This window comes from Achromobacter sp. LC458 (genome assembly GCF_001005835.2).
Taxonomy (GTDB): domain Bacteria; phylum Pseudomonadota; class Gammaproteobacteria; order Burkholderiales; family Burkholderiaceae_B; genus Achromobacter; species Achromobacter spanius_B.
The window spans coordinates 1-16126 of the sequence record NZ_LBHW02000016.1 but is presented as its reverse complement, the minus strand read 5'-3'; the positions used below and the strand labels follow the sequence as shown (position 1 = coordinate 16126).

Genomic DNA, 16126 nt, shown 5'->3' with positions numbered 1-16126 from the left:
GTTTAAACACCCTCCATCATGTCTATTCCCATACGCCTCATTGTGGGATTGGGTAACCCCGGTCCCGACTACGAAACGACCCGGCACAACGCCGGCTTTTGGCTGGCCGACCATCTGGCGGACGATCTGCGCACTTCTTTTGCGCTTGAAAAATCTTTTTTCGGCATGGTCGCCAAGTCGCGCCTGGGGGCGGACAACGTGCTGCTGCTCAAGCCCATCACTTATATGAACAAGTCGGGCCAGGCTGTTGGCGCCTTGGCGCGCTTCTACAAGCTGGCGCCGGAACAGGTGCTGGTGTTGCATGACGAACTGGATCTGCTTCCCGGGCAGGTCAAGCTCAAGCAGGGCGGGGGCCATGCGGGCCACAACGGCCTGAAGGATATCCAGGCCGTGCTGGGCAGCCCGAACTTCTGGCGGCTGCGCATCGGCATCGGTCACCCGCGCACGCTGGGCTTGGCGCAACAGGTTGCCGACTTCGTGCTGCACCCGCCGCGCCGCGACGAGCAAAAGGAAATCGAAGCCGTCATCGACCGCTGCCGCGCCGTCGTGCCGGCGATGCTGGCGGGCGATTTCGCGCTGGCCACGCGCCAGTTGCACAGCGGCAACGTCGCGGGATGAGCCACCCCGCACCGTCCCAGCCCGTCGCCAAGACCCGCTTTCGAACAGAAGTCGCGGATTTCTGGCGGTATATCCGGCACCCACGCTCGCTGTCGCGCGTGCCGGGCCGCGCGGCGGGCAGTGGTTTGCTGGCCGACTGGTGGCCGGGCATACGCCCCGGGCGCCTGTTGGCCTGGGCCGGGCTGCTGTGGGCGCTGAATCTTTTCGCACTGGGCCCCGTTGCCGTGATGGCCGCCGGCCTGGGCGGCGCCACCCACCGTATCGACCCCACCAACCTGCCGTGGTTGACGGCAGTGATCTGGGCGCCGCTGGTCGAAGAAATGTTGTTCCGCTATGGTCTGCGCCGACCGTTGCAAGTGCTGTGGCTGGTGCCCGCGCTGATGCCGGTCGTGCTGTATGGCCCGAAGCTGTGGACGGGGCTGCTGCTGGCCGCCTTCGTGATCCTGGCATGCTGGGGCGTGCGCCAACGCGCAACGTTGCTGACGGGGTGGGACACGACGTGGCGGCGCTATTACCTGAAGCACTTTGGCCTGGTGTTTCACCTGGTCGCGCTGACGTTCGCGGCGGTGCACCTGACCAACTTTGTCTATAGCAAGACGCCGTACTGGCTGATGCCGCTGCTGGTGCTGCCGCAGTGGCTGACCGGGCTGGTGCTGGGCTGGATGCGCGTGCGTCGCGGCATCGGCGCGGCCATCCTGCTGCACGCCACGTTCAACGCCGGCCCCATTTTGATGATCTGGGCCGTGATGCGCTGGGCGCCGTCCATCGCCCAATAGCGGGGTCGCATCGCCGCGCAGGCGAAACTGCCACGGGGCGCACCCGGGGTAAACTAGAACGTTAACGATCAATACCGTACTTACACAGGATTCCCATGGCTCTGCAATGCGGCATCGTCGGCCTGCCCAACGTTGGCAAATCGACTCTCTTCAATGCTCTGACCCGCGCCGGCATCGCCGCCGAGAACTATCCGTTCTGCACCATCGAGCCCAACGTCGGTGTGGTCGAAGTGCCGGATCCGCGTCTGCAAAAGCTGGCTGAAATCGTCAAGCCCGAGCGCATCCTGTCGGCCACCGTCGAATTCGTGGACATCGCCGGCCTGGTTGCCGGCGCCAGCAAGGGCGAAGGCCTGGGCAACCAGTTCCTGTCGCACATCCGCGAAACCGACGCCATCGTCAACGTCGTGCGCTGCTTCGAAGACCCCAACGTGATCCACGTGGCCGGCAAGATCGACCCCATCGCCGACATCGAAGTCATCGAAACCGAACTGGCGCTGGCCGACATGCAAACCGCTGAAAAAGCGTTGCTGCGTCACCAGAAGACCGCCCGCTCCGGCGACAAGGAATCGCAGCGCATCGTGGCCGTGCTGGAAAAGTGCGTGGCGCAGTTGAACGAAGCCAAGCCGATTCGCGCGCTGGACCTCAGCCCCGAAGAACAGGCCGACATCGCCCAACTGTGCTTCATCACCGCCAAGCGCGCGATGTACGTGGGCAACGTGGCCGACGACGGCTTCACCAACAACCCGCTGCTTGACCGCCTGACCGAATTCGCCGCCGCGCGCAACGCACCGGTCGTCGCCATCTGCGCCGCCATCGAGTCCGAAATCGTCGACCTGGACGACGCCGATCGCCAGGCCTTCCTGTCCGACATGGGCATGGAAGAGCCGGGCCTGAACCGCCTGATCCGCGCCGCCTTCAAGCTGCTGGGCCTGCAAACCTACTTCACGGCAGGCGTGAAGGAAGTGCGCGCCTGGACGGTGCCCATCGGCGCCACCGCCCCGCAAGCCGCCGGCGTGATCCACACCGACTTCGAACGCGGCTTCATCCGCGCGCAGACGATCGCGTACGAAGACTTCATCACGTACAAGGGCGAGCAAGGCGCCAAGGAAGCCGGCAAGATGCGCGCCGAAGGCAAGGAATACATCGTGCAGGACGGCGATGTGATGAATTTCTTGTTTAACGTTTAAACGTGTGATCGACGTCTGACGAATTTTTCGGAACTCAGGAGCGCTTGGGAGCGTCCGCTGGACTGGGCGGGCCTTTGAAAATCAAAGGCTTGCCAAACAATACGGTCTGCTGAGCGTTCCTATTGTTCATCGAGGTCCAGAAAATTCGGGGGTAGCGTTGGGGGTACTCGTGTTCAACCGTGGGGGTACTTTCCCCTGCAGTGGAGTCCAACGATGCCCGAGAATCTACTCACTGGCGCCAAGGTCAGGTCGGCCAATCCGACTGATCAGGATTGGAAACTTTCAGACGGCGGGGGCTTGTTCCTGCTGCTCAAGCCCACCTGCGGCAAGCTCTGGCGGTGGACGTATCGCCTGCAAGGCAAGGAGAACCTCTTTGCCATTGGCGGTTTTCCTCAGGTAAGCCTTGCAGAGGCGCGAGCGGCCCGGGAGAAAGCGTGGACCCTCGTCAAGCAAGGTATCCCCTGCCCATGAACGGCAGCAGGTCAAGCAGCGCAACCTGGAGGCGCTGGAGGAACGCAAACGTGCAAGGGAAAGCTCGTTCGCCAAGGTGGCGAAAGCGTACTTGGCGGAGATCAAGCCTGTCTTTGCGCTCAGTTCTTACCGCACGAAAGAGTCCCGCATCAGGAAGTACCTGTCGCCGAAGTTTGATGGGTTGCCGACGAGTGACATCAGCGTGAAGTAGATCCGCCCGCTGCTGGAGGAATGCAAGGCACATGGCGCGTGGGCGGCCATCCACGTCAAGGGCGATCTTTCGGCAATCTTTGAGTTTGCGGTGGTGCGGGGGCTGGTCGAGGCAAATCCAATTCCCAGCCTGCGCGGGCTGCTGCGCGTGCCGTTCAGCGAGTGCAAGGCGGCGATGACGCGAGAGCAAATCCAGAAGTTCTATCAGGAGTTGCGTGGCTACCGGGGCTATCCGGAAACCTCGTTGTGCCTGCGGCTGATTGCGCTGACCGCCTGCCGTCCAGGGGAAGCAGCGGATGCCGAGTGGGATGAGTTCGACTTTGAGGATGCGCTGTGGCGTCGGCCTGCGGCGAAGATGAAAGCGCGGCGTGACCATGTCAGCCCGTTGTCTGTGCAGGCCATTGCCGTGCTGAAGGATTTGCAGTCCATCACGGGTGGTGGACGCTGTTTGTTCCCGCACCGGAGCGGCAAGGGCTTCACCACACCCAACCGGCTGACCTACGCGATGCGCGACATGAGCCTGGGCCGGGGCACGACGCCGCATTGCTGGCGGACGACCTTTTCGACCTGGGCCAATGAGAACGGATACCGGCCTGATGCGATTGAGCGGCAGCTTGTCCATGTGGAAAGCAACAAGGTTCGGGCGACCTACAACAAGGCGCTGTTGCTGGATCAGTGAAGGACGCTGTTGCAGGACTGGGCGGACTATCTGGGTGCGGCGGAGGGCAGCGGCACGGCATAGGGGCGATTTGACCGGGTGTTGTAGAACGAATGGACAGGAGCGGCCTTTTCCTGTCCTGGATAGGGCCGTTGTCCCTTGAGTGCCGTTCCCTTGCCATTTGCCTTTGCTCAAGGCTGGGTGCTGGGAATGGGGTAAACAATGGAATAAATGGGGTAATTTTGAATTGATTGCCCTTTTGTGGCTCATGTCGCTCATCTCCTTCTTGGTCGGCCATGCCAACCCCTCGCGACCGGTCCAATGTTCAGGAAATGGGGTAGTCAAACACTGTTAATGAGGTATTTCTAGAGACAATGCCCCATTTAAAGGCTATGATTAGCCCAATTTACACAGCATTGGCTTACATTTCCATGCACTCGCTTACACTCGAGTACCTTGCCGCGCTTCGCTTCGATGGCACTCAGGCCGCCACGTTGCGCACACTGGGCGAGTATCAGGGTAAGCAGCAACTCTACGCCGCACAGTCGCCCGAAGCCCTTAAGGGCCTGCGCCAGATCGCGGTGGTGGAGTCCACCGAGTCGTCCAACCGGCTGGAAGGTGTTGTCGTAGCGCCTTCGCGCCTGAAGTCTCTGGTCATCCGCAACGCAACACCAAAGAGCCGCTCCGAACAGGAGATCGCCGGCTACCGTGACGCCCTGGCGCTGATCCACGAATCGGCCGCGCACATGCCCTTCAGCGAGGGCGTAGTGCTGCAACTCCACACCCTGCTGTACCGCTATATGCCGCAGGCGGGCGGGCGCTGGAAGGCTACCAATAACGACATCATCGAACGTCACCCGGACGGCACGTCACGTCTACGCTTCCAGCCAGTCGCTGCGCATCTCACGCCGATGACCATGGCTGATCTGAGTGGGCGCTACGCCACCGCGCTGGATCAGCACCTGGCCGACCCCCTCGTACTGGTGCCACTGGCGATGCTCGACTTCCTGTGCATCCATCCTTTCCCGGACGGCAACGGTCGCATGTCGCGCTTGTTGACCCTGCTGCTGCTCTACCACTTCGGTTACGCAGTGGGTCGCTACATCAGTCTGGAACGCATCTTCGAGGACACCAAGGAAGGCTATTACGAGACGCTGGAAGCCAGTTCTCAGGGATGGCACCAGGGGCAGCACGACGTAAAGCCCTGGCTTGATTACTTCTGGGGTGCCTTGCTACGGGCCTATCGCGAGTTCGAGGAGCGTGTCGGCACCATCGAGCGTGGCCGTGGCAGTAAAGGCGACCGAGTGCGGACGGAAGTTCTGGGGCGCACCCTGCCGTTCTCGATTTCCGAGATTGAAGAAGCCTGCCCGGGCGTGAGCCGGGACATGGTTCGACTAGTGCTGCGAGCGATGAAATCAGAGGGGTTGATCGAATCGACTGGCAAGGGGCGAGGTGCGAAGTGGTTAAAGATAAAGGCAGAGGGGCAAAGCTAATGTTCAAATTCCTGGCGGTTTTGGAATACGCCTGCGCGCAGAACCTGAAGCTGGGTTCTCACGGTGAATCAGCGGAGGGGGAAGCCTGAGATGGCGAACGCGAAGGAAGCGCAAGCACGCATCAAGATCAACAAACTGCTGGAGAGTGCCGGCTGGCAGTTCTTCAACAATGCGAAGGGCAAGGCGAACGTAACGTTGGAGCCGAACGTCAAGCTCAGCCAGGATCAGATCAACGATCTGGGTGATAACTTCGAATCGACCAAGAACGGATTTGTTGACTTTCTACTGCTAGATGAAAAGAGCTTTCCGTTGGTGGTGCTGGAAGCCAAGTCCGAAGACAAGAACCCGCTGGTCGGCAAGGAGCAGGCGCGCAAGTATGCCAAGTCGCTCAACTGCCGATTCGTGATCTTGTCAAATGGCAACCTACACTACTTCTGGGACCTGCGGCAGGGCAACCCGCACATCATCACCGCCTTCCCGACGCCGGACTCGCTCAAGAGCTATCAGAAGTTCGAACCTGATCAGAAGCGCTTGATCACCGAAGCCGTCGGGCGCGATTACATCGTCCAGACTCAACTGCCAGGTTACGAGAAAGAAGCGGGCTGGATTAAAGCTGACGAACGTCCGGCTTTCATCGCGAAGAACAAGCTCCGATTTCTGCGCGATTATCAGAAAAAAGCGGTCAACGCGATTCTGGACGCCGTGGCCGAAGGCTCGACACGCTTCCTGTTCGAAATGGCGACCGGCACCGGCAAGACCTTGACCTCGGCGGCAGTTATCAAGCTATTCCTGCGTACCGGCAACGCCCGCCGCGTGCTGTTCCTTGTGGATCGTCTGGAACTCGAAGAGCAGGCCGCCAAGGCATTCAAGGACTACCTGAAGAACGACTACGCCACGGTTATCTACAAAGCGCGCCGCGATGACTGGCGCAAGGCCGAGATTGTGGTCACCACGGTGCAGTCGCTGCTGTTCAACAACAAGTACCGGCGCCTGTTCTCGCCCACAGACTTCGACTTGGTCATCTCCGATGAGGCACACCGCTCGATCGGCGGTAATGCGCGTGCTGTCTTCGAATATTTCGTCGGCTACAAGCTGGGCCTGACGGCAACGCCCCGCGACTATCTGAAGAGCTTCGACGCCACCAAGCCAACTACCCGCGACCCGCGCGAGCAGGAACGCCGCCTGCTGCTGGACACTTACCGCACCTTTGGCTGCGACTCCGGGCAACCGACCTTCCGGTACTCATTATTGGATGGCGTCAAGGACGAGTTCTTGATCAACCCTGTAGTGGTAGATGCCCGAACCGACATCACCACCAAGCTGTTATCCGAGCAGGGCTATGCCGTGATGGCGCCTGTCGGTGAGGACGGGCAGCAGGAGCAGAGCTTTGTCTCCAAGGACTTCGAGAAGAAATTCTTTTCCAAGGCGACCAACGAGTTGTTCAGCCAGACCTTCATCAAGAACGGTCTGCGCGATCCAGTAACTGGTGAGTTCGGTAAGGGCCTAGTGTTCGCTGTTAGCCAGAACCATGCCGCCAAGCTGACCCAAATCCTGAACGAACTGGCGGACGTGCTGTGGCCTGGCAAGTATCAGTCAGACTTCGCGGTGCAAGTGACCTCCAGCGTGCCGGACGCCCAGCAATACACCATCAATTTCACCAACAACAACCTGTTGGGCTCGGCCAACTTCAACGCTCTGTACAAGACCAGCAAGGCGCGGGTCTGCGTCACCGTGGGCATGATGACTACCGGCTACGACTGCCCGGACATTCTAAATCTCGCGCTAATGCGGCCGGTGTACTCGCCGTCCGATTTCGTGCAGATCAAGGGGCGCGGCACGCGCAAGCACAACTTTCTTGAGCAGCTGTTCGATGACGATCTGACGCCGCTGGTCAACGAGCCTGAGAAGGTCCGTTTCAAGTTCTTCGACTTCTTCGCCAACTGTGAGTATTTTGAGGAAAAATTCGACTACGACGAAGTGCTCAAGCTGCCGGCGCGCAGCAGTGAGGGGGACGGCCAGAGGGGCGAGCCACCACCAACGGGCGGAATGTACGAGCACACCGGCACCGATGCCATGTTCCACGTGGCCGAGCAGCAAATCGGCTACGAAGGCATGAAGATCGACCGGATGTTTTTCGAGAAATTCGAGGATCAGGTCAAGGCGGACTCCACGCTGCAGCAGCAGGTGGAAAACGAGCAATGGGAGTTGGCCATCGACTATGTGACCAGCCACCTGTTCGACAAACCCAATGAGTACTTCAACCTGGACAAGCTCCGTCGTGCAGCCGGTGTGGATCGTCGCCTGAGTCTGAAGGAAATCCTGCAGAAAATCTTCGGCTTGATCCCGTACTTCAAGAGCAAGGACGAGCTGCTGGAAGACGAGTTCCAGGAGTTCCTGCTCGCTAACCAAAGCAAGCTGACAGAAGACCAGGGTACAGCGGTGCTGGCGATGAAGTACTTCTTCAAGGCGTATTCCGCCGACGCGGCCCTGCGCGCCATCATCGACGACAAGCGCTTTGGCGAGCTGAACGTCAACCCGGCTTTTGGCGTGGGTGACCTGCGCGCCGTACCGCCCGAGTGGCGCGAAGGCATACCCGAGTACGTCAAAGACTACGTTCCGCTGAATCAATTCATGTAAGTCATTTTTGAGGCTGCCTTAGGCTGCCGAGTGAGAAGAACAACACCATGCTGGACACAGACACCAAACGCCGAATCGACTCTTGCCGCGACATCCTCGTCGGCAAAGTGCCCGACCCCAAAAGCCAAGTCGAGCAGATCACCATCGCGCTCATCTACAAGTTCATGGACGACATGGATGCACAATCTGAAGAGTTCGGCGGTAAACGCAGCTTCTTCGTCAATGGCTTCGAGAAATACAGCTGGAGCAAGCTGTTGGCGCCCAGCATGGGCGGCCAGGACACGCTGAACCTCTACTCCGAGGCCATCGGCAAGATGACCGAGAACACGCACCTGCCGACGTTGTTCCGCGACATCTTCAAAAACGCCTACCTGCCATACCGCGACCCGGAAACGCTTAAGGCATTTCTGAAGGAAATCGACGGCTTCTCCTATGACCATTCCGAGCGACTCGGCGACGCCTTCGAATACCTGCTATCGGTGCTGGGCAGCCAGGGCGACGCCGGCCAGTTTCGCACGCCCCGTCACATTATTGATTTCGTGGTTCGAGCTGTTGGGCCGAAAAAAAACGACAGAGTTTTGGACCCAGCTTGCGGCACTGCTGGATTCCTAATTTCCGCATACAAACACATCCTTAGAGAGAACTCGCCAATCGAAGAGCGAAGTAGCTGGCAACTACAACAGGGTGCTTCAGTCGCAGAAACATCAATTGAGAGTCCAATGCACTATAGCGGGAGTCTTCTGACCCCGACGGAGCGCCAAAGAGTTCATGAAAACATTAAGGGATTCGATATTTCGCCGGATATGGTGAGGATTTCATTGGTAAATCTTTACTTGCATGGATTCCGGTCCCCGTTGATCGAAGAGTATGACTCCTTGACTCAAGAGGATCACTGGCAAGAGAGTTACGACACGATATTAGCCAATCCGCCGTTTATGACGCCAAAGGGTGGAATCAAGCCGCACAAAAAATTTAGCCTGCAGTCAAAACGAGCCGAATTGCTTTTTCTTGACTACATCGCTGAACACTTGTCACCCACAGGGAAGGCGGGAGTGGTTGTACCCGAAGGTATCGTTTTTGTCGGTCAATCAGCCTACGTTGGAATGCGAAAGCGATTGATTCAAGAAAGATCTCTAATTGCTGTCGTTGAATTGCCTCATGGTGTATTCAAACCGTACGCCAGCGTTAAAACTCATATCTTGATTATCGACAAGGGGATAGCCAAGAGTCTCGATGATGTCCTTTTTATCAATATTGGTGTTGATGGGTATACGCAGACAGATACCAGGCAAGCAGTTGATGAGAACGAGCTACCTGCGGCGTTGGATTTAATTGCAAATTTCAAGCGTAATCAGTTGGAAAGCGTCCGAACCCTCTCACCACCGAATTTCATCACAGTTAAAAGAGAGCACATTCTTGCGTCAGCCGGATGCCACTTAGTTGGTCGGTGGTACATGCTCGAGAGAACATTTCAGGAGCTTCGACAGCGCATGCCTGGCGCGAGAGAGCTGGGCGAGATTTGCCATATCCACCGGGGGCAACACTCAAACATGAGTTCTCCGCCCGGAGACTTTCCACTTGTGGTTCCCGCGACTGATAGAAAAACATCAACCGATTATTCCTTTGACTTCAATGCGAGTTGCATACCGCTTGTATCCTCTTCTGGGCACGGCAAAGCTGACATTAAGCGTCTCCATTATCAGGAGGGAAAGTTTGCTCTCGCAGATACGATGTGTTGCCTCGAAGCAAAAAACCCAGAAGAAGTGGAGATGAGATATATCCACGAGTACTTGTCGAAGTTCAAAGATGAACTTTTAGTACCAATGATGTGCGGGGCCACAAACGTTACCTTGGACGAGAGCGACCTAAAGAAGATTCTCATCCCTTTGCCGCCCATCGACGAGCAGCGAAGCATTGTTCGGGGAATCCTTGCGAAGGACGCCGCTGATAAGCTGAAAGCCATTGGGGAAGAGATCGGTTTTGGTATCAATTCATCCGAAGAAATTGTTTCGGAGATCAAGAATCAGATTGAAAAGCTGCTCGCTATTCGAGAAGCATCCCCTTCATTAGGCATTTCATGATGTGTTTTGTTTTTTAGGTCAGAGATCAAGGCGGAGGAGTGATGGCCCCAATCAGGAGAAGAACATGAGCCAACCCTGGCCTTATCCCGGCGCACGCTGGTGGAAGTTCGATTTCCATACCCATACCCCTGCCTCCAGGGACACGGGTGCCTGGCAAGCCGCCATCGGCACGTCCAACGAGCTGACACCGCAGACATGGCTGCTAGTACATGGCTGCCGAAATCGACTGCGTGGCGGTCACCGACCACAACACCGGCGAGTGGATCGACAAGCTCAAGGCGGCCTATGCACAGATGAAGCGCGAGGCAGATGCCGGCGCGCCGCCGGCCGGTTTTCGCGAACTGCACCTGTTCCCCGGCGTGGAAATTTCGGTACAGGGCGGCTTTCATCTGTTGGCGATCTTCGATCCGTCCGCCACCAGCCAAACGATCAGCGATCTGCTGGCTAGGGCGGGCTACGACGGCACGCGCGGTGACAGTGATGGCGTCACCCGCGAAGGGGCAGCCAAGGTGGTGGAGCGCATTCTGGCGACGGGTGGTCTTGCTATTCCGGCACACGTCGAGAGTGATAAGGGACTGCTGCAGGTCGAGCCCGGCACACGAAAATGCTTGCTGGATACCACTACGGTCAAGCAGGTATTGCAGGAACCTGGCATTTTGGCTCTGGAGTGGGCAGCATCCACGAGTCCTGCACCGATGGTGCTGGACGAACTGAAACTGCGCTTCGCCAACGTTGTTGGCAGCGATTGCCACAGCTTTCAGGGAGTTGCCGTGCCCGGTTCACGATACACCTGGATCAAAATGGCCACGCCCAGCTTGGAAGGCTTGCGCCTTGCGTTGCTGGATGGGCAAGATGTCTCCGTTCGGCGTAGCGATGAGAGCAGCGGTTTCGCCCCTTTCGATACGCCAGAGCATTTTATCGAGTCGATTGAAATCCGCGACGCGCGTTACATGGGGCGGGGAAGAACGGTCGCCAGCTTGCCGCTAAATCCCTACTTCAATGCCCTGATCGGTGGGCGTGGCACTGGTAAATCGACCGTCGTGCATGCCCTACGCCTGGCCTATAAGCGGGAAAAGGAGCTGTCGTCCGCCTCAGAAGCCGGGCAGACCTTCAACCGATTCAACAAGGTCGCCAAGACCCGCAGCGACGAAGGCGGCCTGCGCACGGAGACAGCTCTCTATGTCCAAGTGCATCGCGATGGCACGTCCTATCGCCTAATCTGGCGGCAGGACGGCCAAGGGCATGCGGTGGAGGAATGGGATGCCGCCGCAGACAGCTTCAAGCCCTCGGCCAGCCAGGCCATTACCGAACAACGGTTTCCGGTGCGCTTGTTCAGCCAGGGGCAGATCGCGGCCTTGGCTGGCGACAGCCAGCAGGCGCTGCTGAAGGTGATCGACGATGCGGCTGGCACACAATCGCAGCAAGCGGCCTTCGAGGAGGCCAAACGTGCTTTTCTGGCCTCTCGGGCGCAGATGCGCGATCTGGAAGGCAAGCTGCAAGGCCGCGAGTCGTTGACGATTTCTCTGCAAGACATCCAGCGCAAGCTGGCCCGCTTCGATGGCGCCGACCATGCAGCGGTGCTGAAGAACTACCAGCGCAGCAACCGGCAAAGTCGCGAGCTGGAACGCCAGTTTGAAGCATCCTCCGAATTGGCTGTCCGCTTGAAGGACGTGGCTGCAGACTTAGTGGCAGAAGACTTGGCCGAAGGGCTGTTCGATGCCGACGAAGATCGTCCTGCACTCACACTCATGGAGGCGTTGCACGCGTCCATCGGCAAGGCCAGGGAGGAGGTCGAGATCGCGGCTGTCGCGCTGCAGGAGCGCGGGCAAGCCTTACGAGGAGAGCTCGAAGCATCGCCCTGGTTTGCGCGGATCGGCGCGGCCAAAGCAGCCTACGATCAGCTCAAGACCGATTTGCAGCAACAGGGCGTCAGCGATCCCAATGAGTACGGCCATCTGGTGCAGGAAAAGCAGCGGCTGGAAGCCGAGCTCAAGCGGCTGGAGACTTTGCAGAAGCAACGCGCCGATCTGCGCGAAAAAGCCAAAGCGCTACTGGAGCAGGTGCAGTCCGTCCGCCGCGCCATCAGCGCGCAGCGCAGCGCATTCCTGCAGGTAACGCTGCAAGGCAACCCCTTTGTGCGGATCGAGCTGATTCCTTACAGCCGGGATGCTCAGTGGATCGAGCGCTCGTTGCGCGAAGTGCTCGGGGCTGCGGACGGCAAATATGTGGACGACCTGTACCAGGAACAGGATGGTGCCCCTTCCAAGGGCCTCGTGGCAGACCTGCTGGTCGCTGCTGACCTTGTCGAGGAGCCCGGAACATGGGACGCGACAGCCTTCGAGCAGGCGTTACTGGCCCAGAAAAGGCGTCTGGTGCAGGCATGTCGTGGTAATGCGGAGTTCGGTGGCTGGTTCAACAAATTCTTGAAAGCTGAAGCCGACAAGCGCCCCGAGTTTACCGACCACATTTTGTGCTGGTTCCCCGAAGACGGCTTGCAGGTGGAATACAGCCGCAAGGGCGATGGCCGGGACTTTCAATCCATTGGCCAGGCTTCGGCCGGTCAGCGTGCAGCCGCCATGCTGGCCTTCCTGTTAGCCCATGGCAAAGAGCCGCTGGTGCTCGACCAGCCCGAGGACGATCTGGACAACCACCTAATCTACGGACTGGTGGTTCAGCAGATTCGCAGCAACAAACTGCGCCGGCAGCTCATTATCGTGACCCATAACCCCAACATCGTGGTCAATGGTGATGCAGAGTTGATCCACGTGCTGGACTTCAACCATCAGTGCCATGTGAAGCAGACCGGCTCATTACAGAATCAGTCTATGCGCAGCGAAGTCTGCCAGGTGATGGAGGGTGGTGAAGAGGCGTTTGAGCGGCGTTATAAGCGCTTAGGTAAAGATGTTTGATAACGTCGCAGTTTTGATCGACAAGATTCGCTTTGATAAGAGTGACGCAATAAGGAACAACCACGGCCAAGGCCAAAGCCAGCGTTGAAGAGCTAGTATCCATGATCGAGCGCGGCGAACTGCGCTTGCCGGAGATGCAGCGCCAGTACGTGTGGCGCTCCACGCGAGTGCGCGATCTGCTGGATTCGCTGTATCGCGGCTACCCATCGGGCGCAATCCTGCTTTGGGAAACAGATGAAGCTGTGCCGCTGCAGGATTTCGCGGTGAGCCAGAGCACGAATCCTTACCAGAGCACGCGGCTTCTGCTGGATGGTCAGCAGCGTCTGACATCGCTCTCTGCCGTCATTCGCGGCGAGCCAGTATCGGTGCGCGGCCGTCGTCGGCCTATCGACTTGCTGTTCAACTTGGAGCATCCCGACCAGTTGGCGGTCGTGACCGAAGTGGAAGAGAACGGCGACGACGAGGACGATGCCGACGACGATAGCGAACTGATTGGCGATGAGACGGACTCGACCGAGGACGAACTGCTCAAGCGCTTCAACAAGATGACTTTCGTGGTGGCCACGAGGAAGCTGGAGCAGTTGCCGCATTGGGTGAAAGTGTCGGAAGTGTTCAAGACCGACAACGATGCGCCTTTCCTCAAACGTGCCGGTATCAGTGGTTTTGACGATCCGCGGTACGAGAAGTACAGCCAGCGCCTGGCCCGGCTACGTGGCATCCGCAAGTACGTTTATCGGATGGACGTGCTGGAACGCACGCTTTCCTACGATGAAGTCACGGAAATCTTCGTCCGGGTCAATTCACTGGGAGCCAAGCTGCGCAGTTCCGACTTGGCTCTGGCTCAGATCACCGCCAAGTGGCGGCACTCGCTGCAGACGTTCCAGGATTTCCAGAAGGCATGCGCCAAGACGGGCTTTGACCTTGATCTCGGTTTGCACTTAAAGAATCTGATGGCGTTTGCCACCGGTCAATCACGTTTTCAGATCGTGGGTAGCCTGAATGTGGAGAAGCTGCAGAAGGCATGGAAAGAAGCTTGCGATGGCATGGAGTTCGCGCTCAACTTCCTGCGCAGCAATCTTGGCATCGATAGCCCGGCACTGTTGTCGTCGCCTTTCCTGCTGGTGGTGCTGGCGTATTTCGGGCATAGCCGCAACTATGCGCTGAGCAACCATGAGGCCCGCCAACTGCGCTACTGGGCGCTGATGGCCAATGCCAAAGGCCGCTTCTCCCGAGGCTCCAGCGAAACCATCCTGGATCAGGATTTAGCAAATATTCGTCAGGGCGGAGCGGTGAGCGAGCTGATCGACCGGCTGCGCCTGCAGTTTGGCCGTCTAGATATCACCGCAGAGGAACTGGAAGGCCGAAATCAGCGCAGCGCGCTGTTCAAGACCATGTTCCTGGCTTTCCGCGCTGCCGGTGCGAAAGATTGGCGCATCCATCTGACCATTGCTCTGGATCATTCGGGCGCCCAGCATCGCTTGCAGTTCCATCACATCTTTCCCAAAGCCGTACTGAAGACCTGCTTCACTGCCCGCGAGGCGGATGACATCGCCAATCTGGCCTTCATCGGCGGCAAGACGAATCGCGCGATCAGCGATAAGGCCCCGGCGGTTTACCCGCCCCCGCTGGTGGACCAGCTTGGCGAGCCAGCGTTCGCGGCACAGTGCATCCCGGTTGAGGCATCGCTGCTGGAAGTGGAAAGCTACAAGGCTTTCTTGCTTGAGCGACGTAAGAGAATCGCAAAGGCGCTGAATACGTTTGTTGGGCCTGCAGATTGAGCCGGTGGAAGGGTTGTGTATGTAGGCCAGGGGGGGCCATACTGCCTGACCTAGCTACCGAGGTAGATGGCAGTGAGTTGAACGCGCTCGTGTCCCAACTCACGGCTGATGGTCTGACGAGCATGGCGGTCTTCTATGCGCTGCGTTGGACTTAACTCCGTGACTAATGGTCCACCTGCCGTTGGCGGCGGCCTCCCCGTCAACGTCTCATAACGGTTTTGCGCGTACTGATGGCGAAGGCCATGCATATGATTCAGACCCGCCGCTTTGCACTGTCCATCGTAGACGTGCCGTTGCTGGATGTAGGTCTTGTTTGCCGGGATCAATGACCCTGTGCCTGCCAGGTGGTGTGCTGCGTGGAGTGCGTCGCGTTGCTCTGTCGTGGTGATGGGCACAGTTCGCTCCCGACCGCCCTTGGTCCCCGATCCCTTGAGGGCGATGTGGTCGCCCCGATCCGCGTAACTGGGCTGGAACTTGATCGCTTCCTCCCGACGCAATCCGAAGGCGGCCTGTAGCTGAAGGCTCATGCGTACGTGCGCGTCGGTGACCTGTTCAAGACCTGTGCCCAGTTCTTGGGCCTTGCTGATGTTGGTCACATAGCGGCGCTCGGCCACGCCGAGTTGCGTGTTGTCCGCCGGCAGGATGCCGGCCTTGCCGATCTTTTCGGCCCACCAGCGCAAGTGAGAGAGCCGATTCTTGATGGTGCCGGACGACAAGCCTTCTCCCTGCCAGCGATCCAGCAGCGCCTGGGCGTGCTTGCCCTTGAGTGACGAGGCCTTCATCTGCCGGAAGCCGGCCTCGCTTGGCAGATCGGTCGCGACATTCTTGCACGACAAGCCGAGCAGGGTTGGGGTGCAAAGGTGATCGACCGGCTGGCGCATGACCTGCGTGCCGCCTTCCCGGATATGAAGGGCTTTTCGCCACGCAACCTTAAGTACATGCGGGCGTTTGCCGAGGCTTGGCCGGATGCCGAAATTGTGCAGCAGGCTGCTGCACAATTGCCCTGGGGGCATAACTTAGTGCTACTGGATCGGCTTAAACAGCCAACGGAGCGTCTGGCTTATGCCCGCGTCGCCATTGAACATGGCTGGTCGCGCAACGTGCTGAACATCCACATCGAAACCCGCTTGTTGGAACGCAGGGGCAACGCTGTTACCAACTTTGAACAGCGTCTGCCTGCACCGCAGTCCGATCTGGCCATTGAGTCGCTGAAAGATCCCTACCGCTTTGACTTCCTCGGCCTGGGCGAGGAGGCACAGGAACGCGAGATCGAAAACGCGCTTGTGCAGCACGTTACCGACTTTCTGC

At 58.6% G+C, this 16126-nt stretch carries 10 protein-coding genes and 4 pseudogenes; 13 read left to right on the top strand and 1 reads right to left on the bottom strand.

All coding sequences use genetic code 11. From position 1 onward, the window contains the following. Positions 1-18 precede the first annotated feature (18 nt). From pth to YH64_RS15025, 12 genes and pseudogenes are all read left to right on the top strand, one after another. Positions 19-618, top strand: a complete 600-nt coding sequence (gene pth / locus YH64_RS15065) for an aminoacyl-tRNA hydrolase (RefSeq protein WP_046805050.1) — start codon at positions 19-21, stop codon at positions 616-618. Then, complete coding sequence (locus YH64_RS15060) at positions 615-1394, top strand: type II CAAX prenyl endopeptidase Rce1 family protein (protein ID WP_046805049.1); 780 nt, start codon at positions 615-617, stop codon at positions 1392-1394. The genes pth and YH64_RS15060 overlap by 4 nt, the downstream gene beginning before the upstream one ends. Before the next feature lie 95 nt (positions 1395-1489). Next, positions 1490-2581: a redox-regulated ATPase YchF gene (ychF, locus tag YH64_RS15055; protein ID WP_046805048.1), complete on the top strand. Its 1092-nt coding sequence runs from the start codon at positions 1490-1492 to the stop codon at positions 2579-2581. Between the two features lie 213 nt (positions 2582-2794). After that, positions 2795-3052 (top strand): Arm DNA-binding domain-containing protein, encoded by a 258-nt coding sequence (locus tag YH64_RS30570; protein ID WP_255444478.1) that lies wholly within the window; start codon positions 2795-2797, stop codon positions 3050-3052. 76 nt (positions 3053-3128) lie between these two features. Next, positions 3129-3263 (top strand): hypothetical protein, encoded by a 135-nt coding sequence (locus YH64_RS30565; protein ID WP_255444477.1) that lies wholly within the window; start codon positions 3129-3131, stop codon positions 3261-3263. Between the two features lie 90 nt (positions 3264-3353). Then, positions 3354-3941: a site-specific integrase gene (locus YH64_RS30560; protein WP_255444476.1), complete on the top strand. Its 588-nt coding sequence runs from the start codon at positions 3354-3356 to the stop codon at positions 3939-3941. 410 nt (positions 3942-4351) lie between these two features. Then, a complete protein-coding gene (locus YH64_RS15045; protein WP_046805134.1) occupies positions 4352-5413 on the top strand; it encodes a Fic family protein in 1062 nt (353 codons plus the stop codon). A gap of 90 nt (positions 5414-5503) precedes the next feature. Beyond that, positions 5504-5857: pseudogene (locus YH64_RS30785) on the top strand (type I restriction endonuclease); the annotation flags it as partial. An 87-nt stretch (positions 5858-5944) separates the two neighbouring features. Further along, positions 5945-8050, top strand: coding sequence for a DEAD/DEAH box helicase family protein (locus YH64_RS15040; protein ID WP_370512752.1), 2106 nt, complete (start codon positions 5945-5947; stop codon positions 8048-8050). 47 nt (positions 8051-8097) lie between these two features. Beyond that, a complete protein-coding gene (locus YH64_RS15035; protein ID WP_046805046.1) occupies positions 8098-10131 on the top strand; it encodes an N-6 DNA methylase in 2034 nt (677 codons plus the stop codon). 64 nt (positions 10132-10195) lie between these two features. Further along, positions 10196-13040: pseudogene (locus tag YH64_RS15030) on the top strand (TrlF family AAA-like ATPase). Between the two features lie 95 nt (positions 13041-13135). Beyond that, positions 13136-14818: pseudogene (locus tag YH64_RS15025) on the top strand (DUF262 domain-containing protein); the annotation flags it as partial. Between the two features lie 50 nt (positions 14819-14868). Here YH64_RS15025 and YH64_RS15020 read toward each other — a convergent pair. Further along, positions 14869-15699 carry an integrase domain-containing protein gene (locus YH64_RS15020; protein WP_082134493.1) on the bottom strand — a complete coding sequence of 277 codons (831 nt, stop codon included), beginning with the start codon at positions 15697-15699 and terminating at the stop codon, positions 14869-14871. Here YH64_RS15020 and YH64_RS15015 point away from each other — a divergent pair. Next, positions 15616-16126 (top strand): annotated as a pseudogene (locus YH64_RS15015) (DUF1016 N-terminal domain-containing protein); the annotation flags it as partial. The gene YH64_RS15020 and the pseudogene YH64_RS15015 overlap by 84 nt on opposite strands.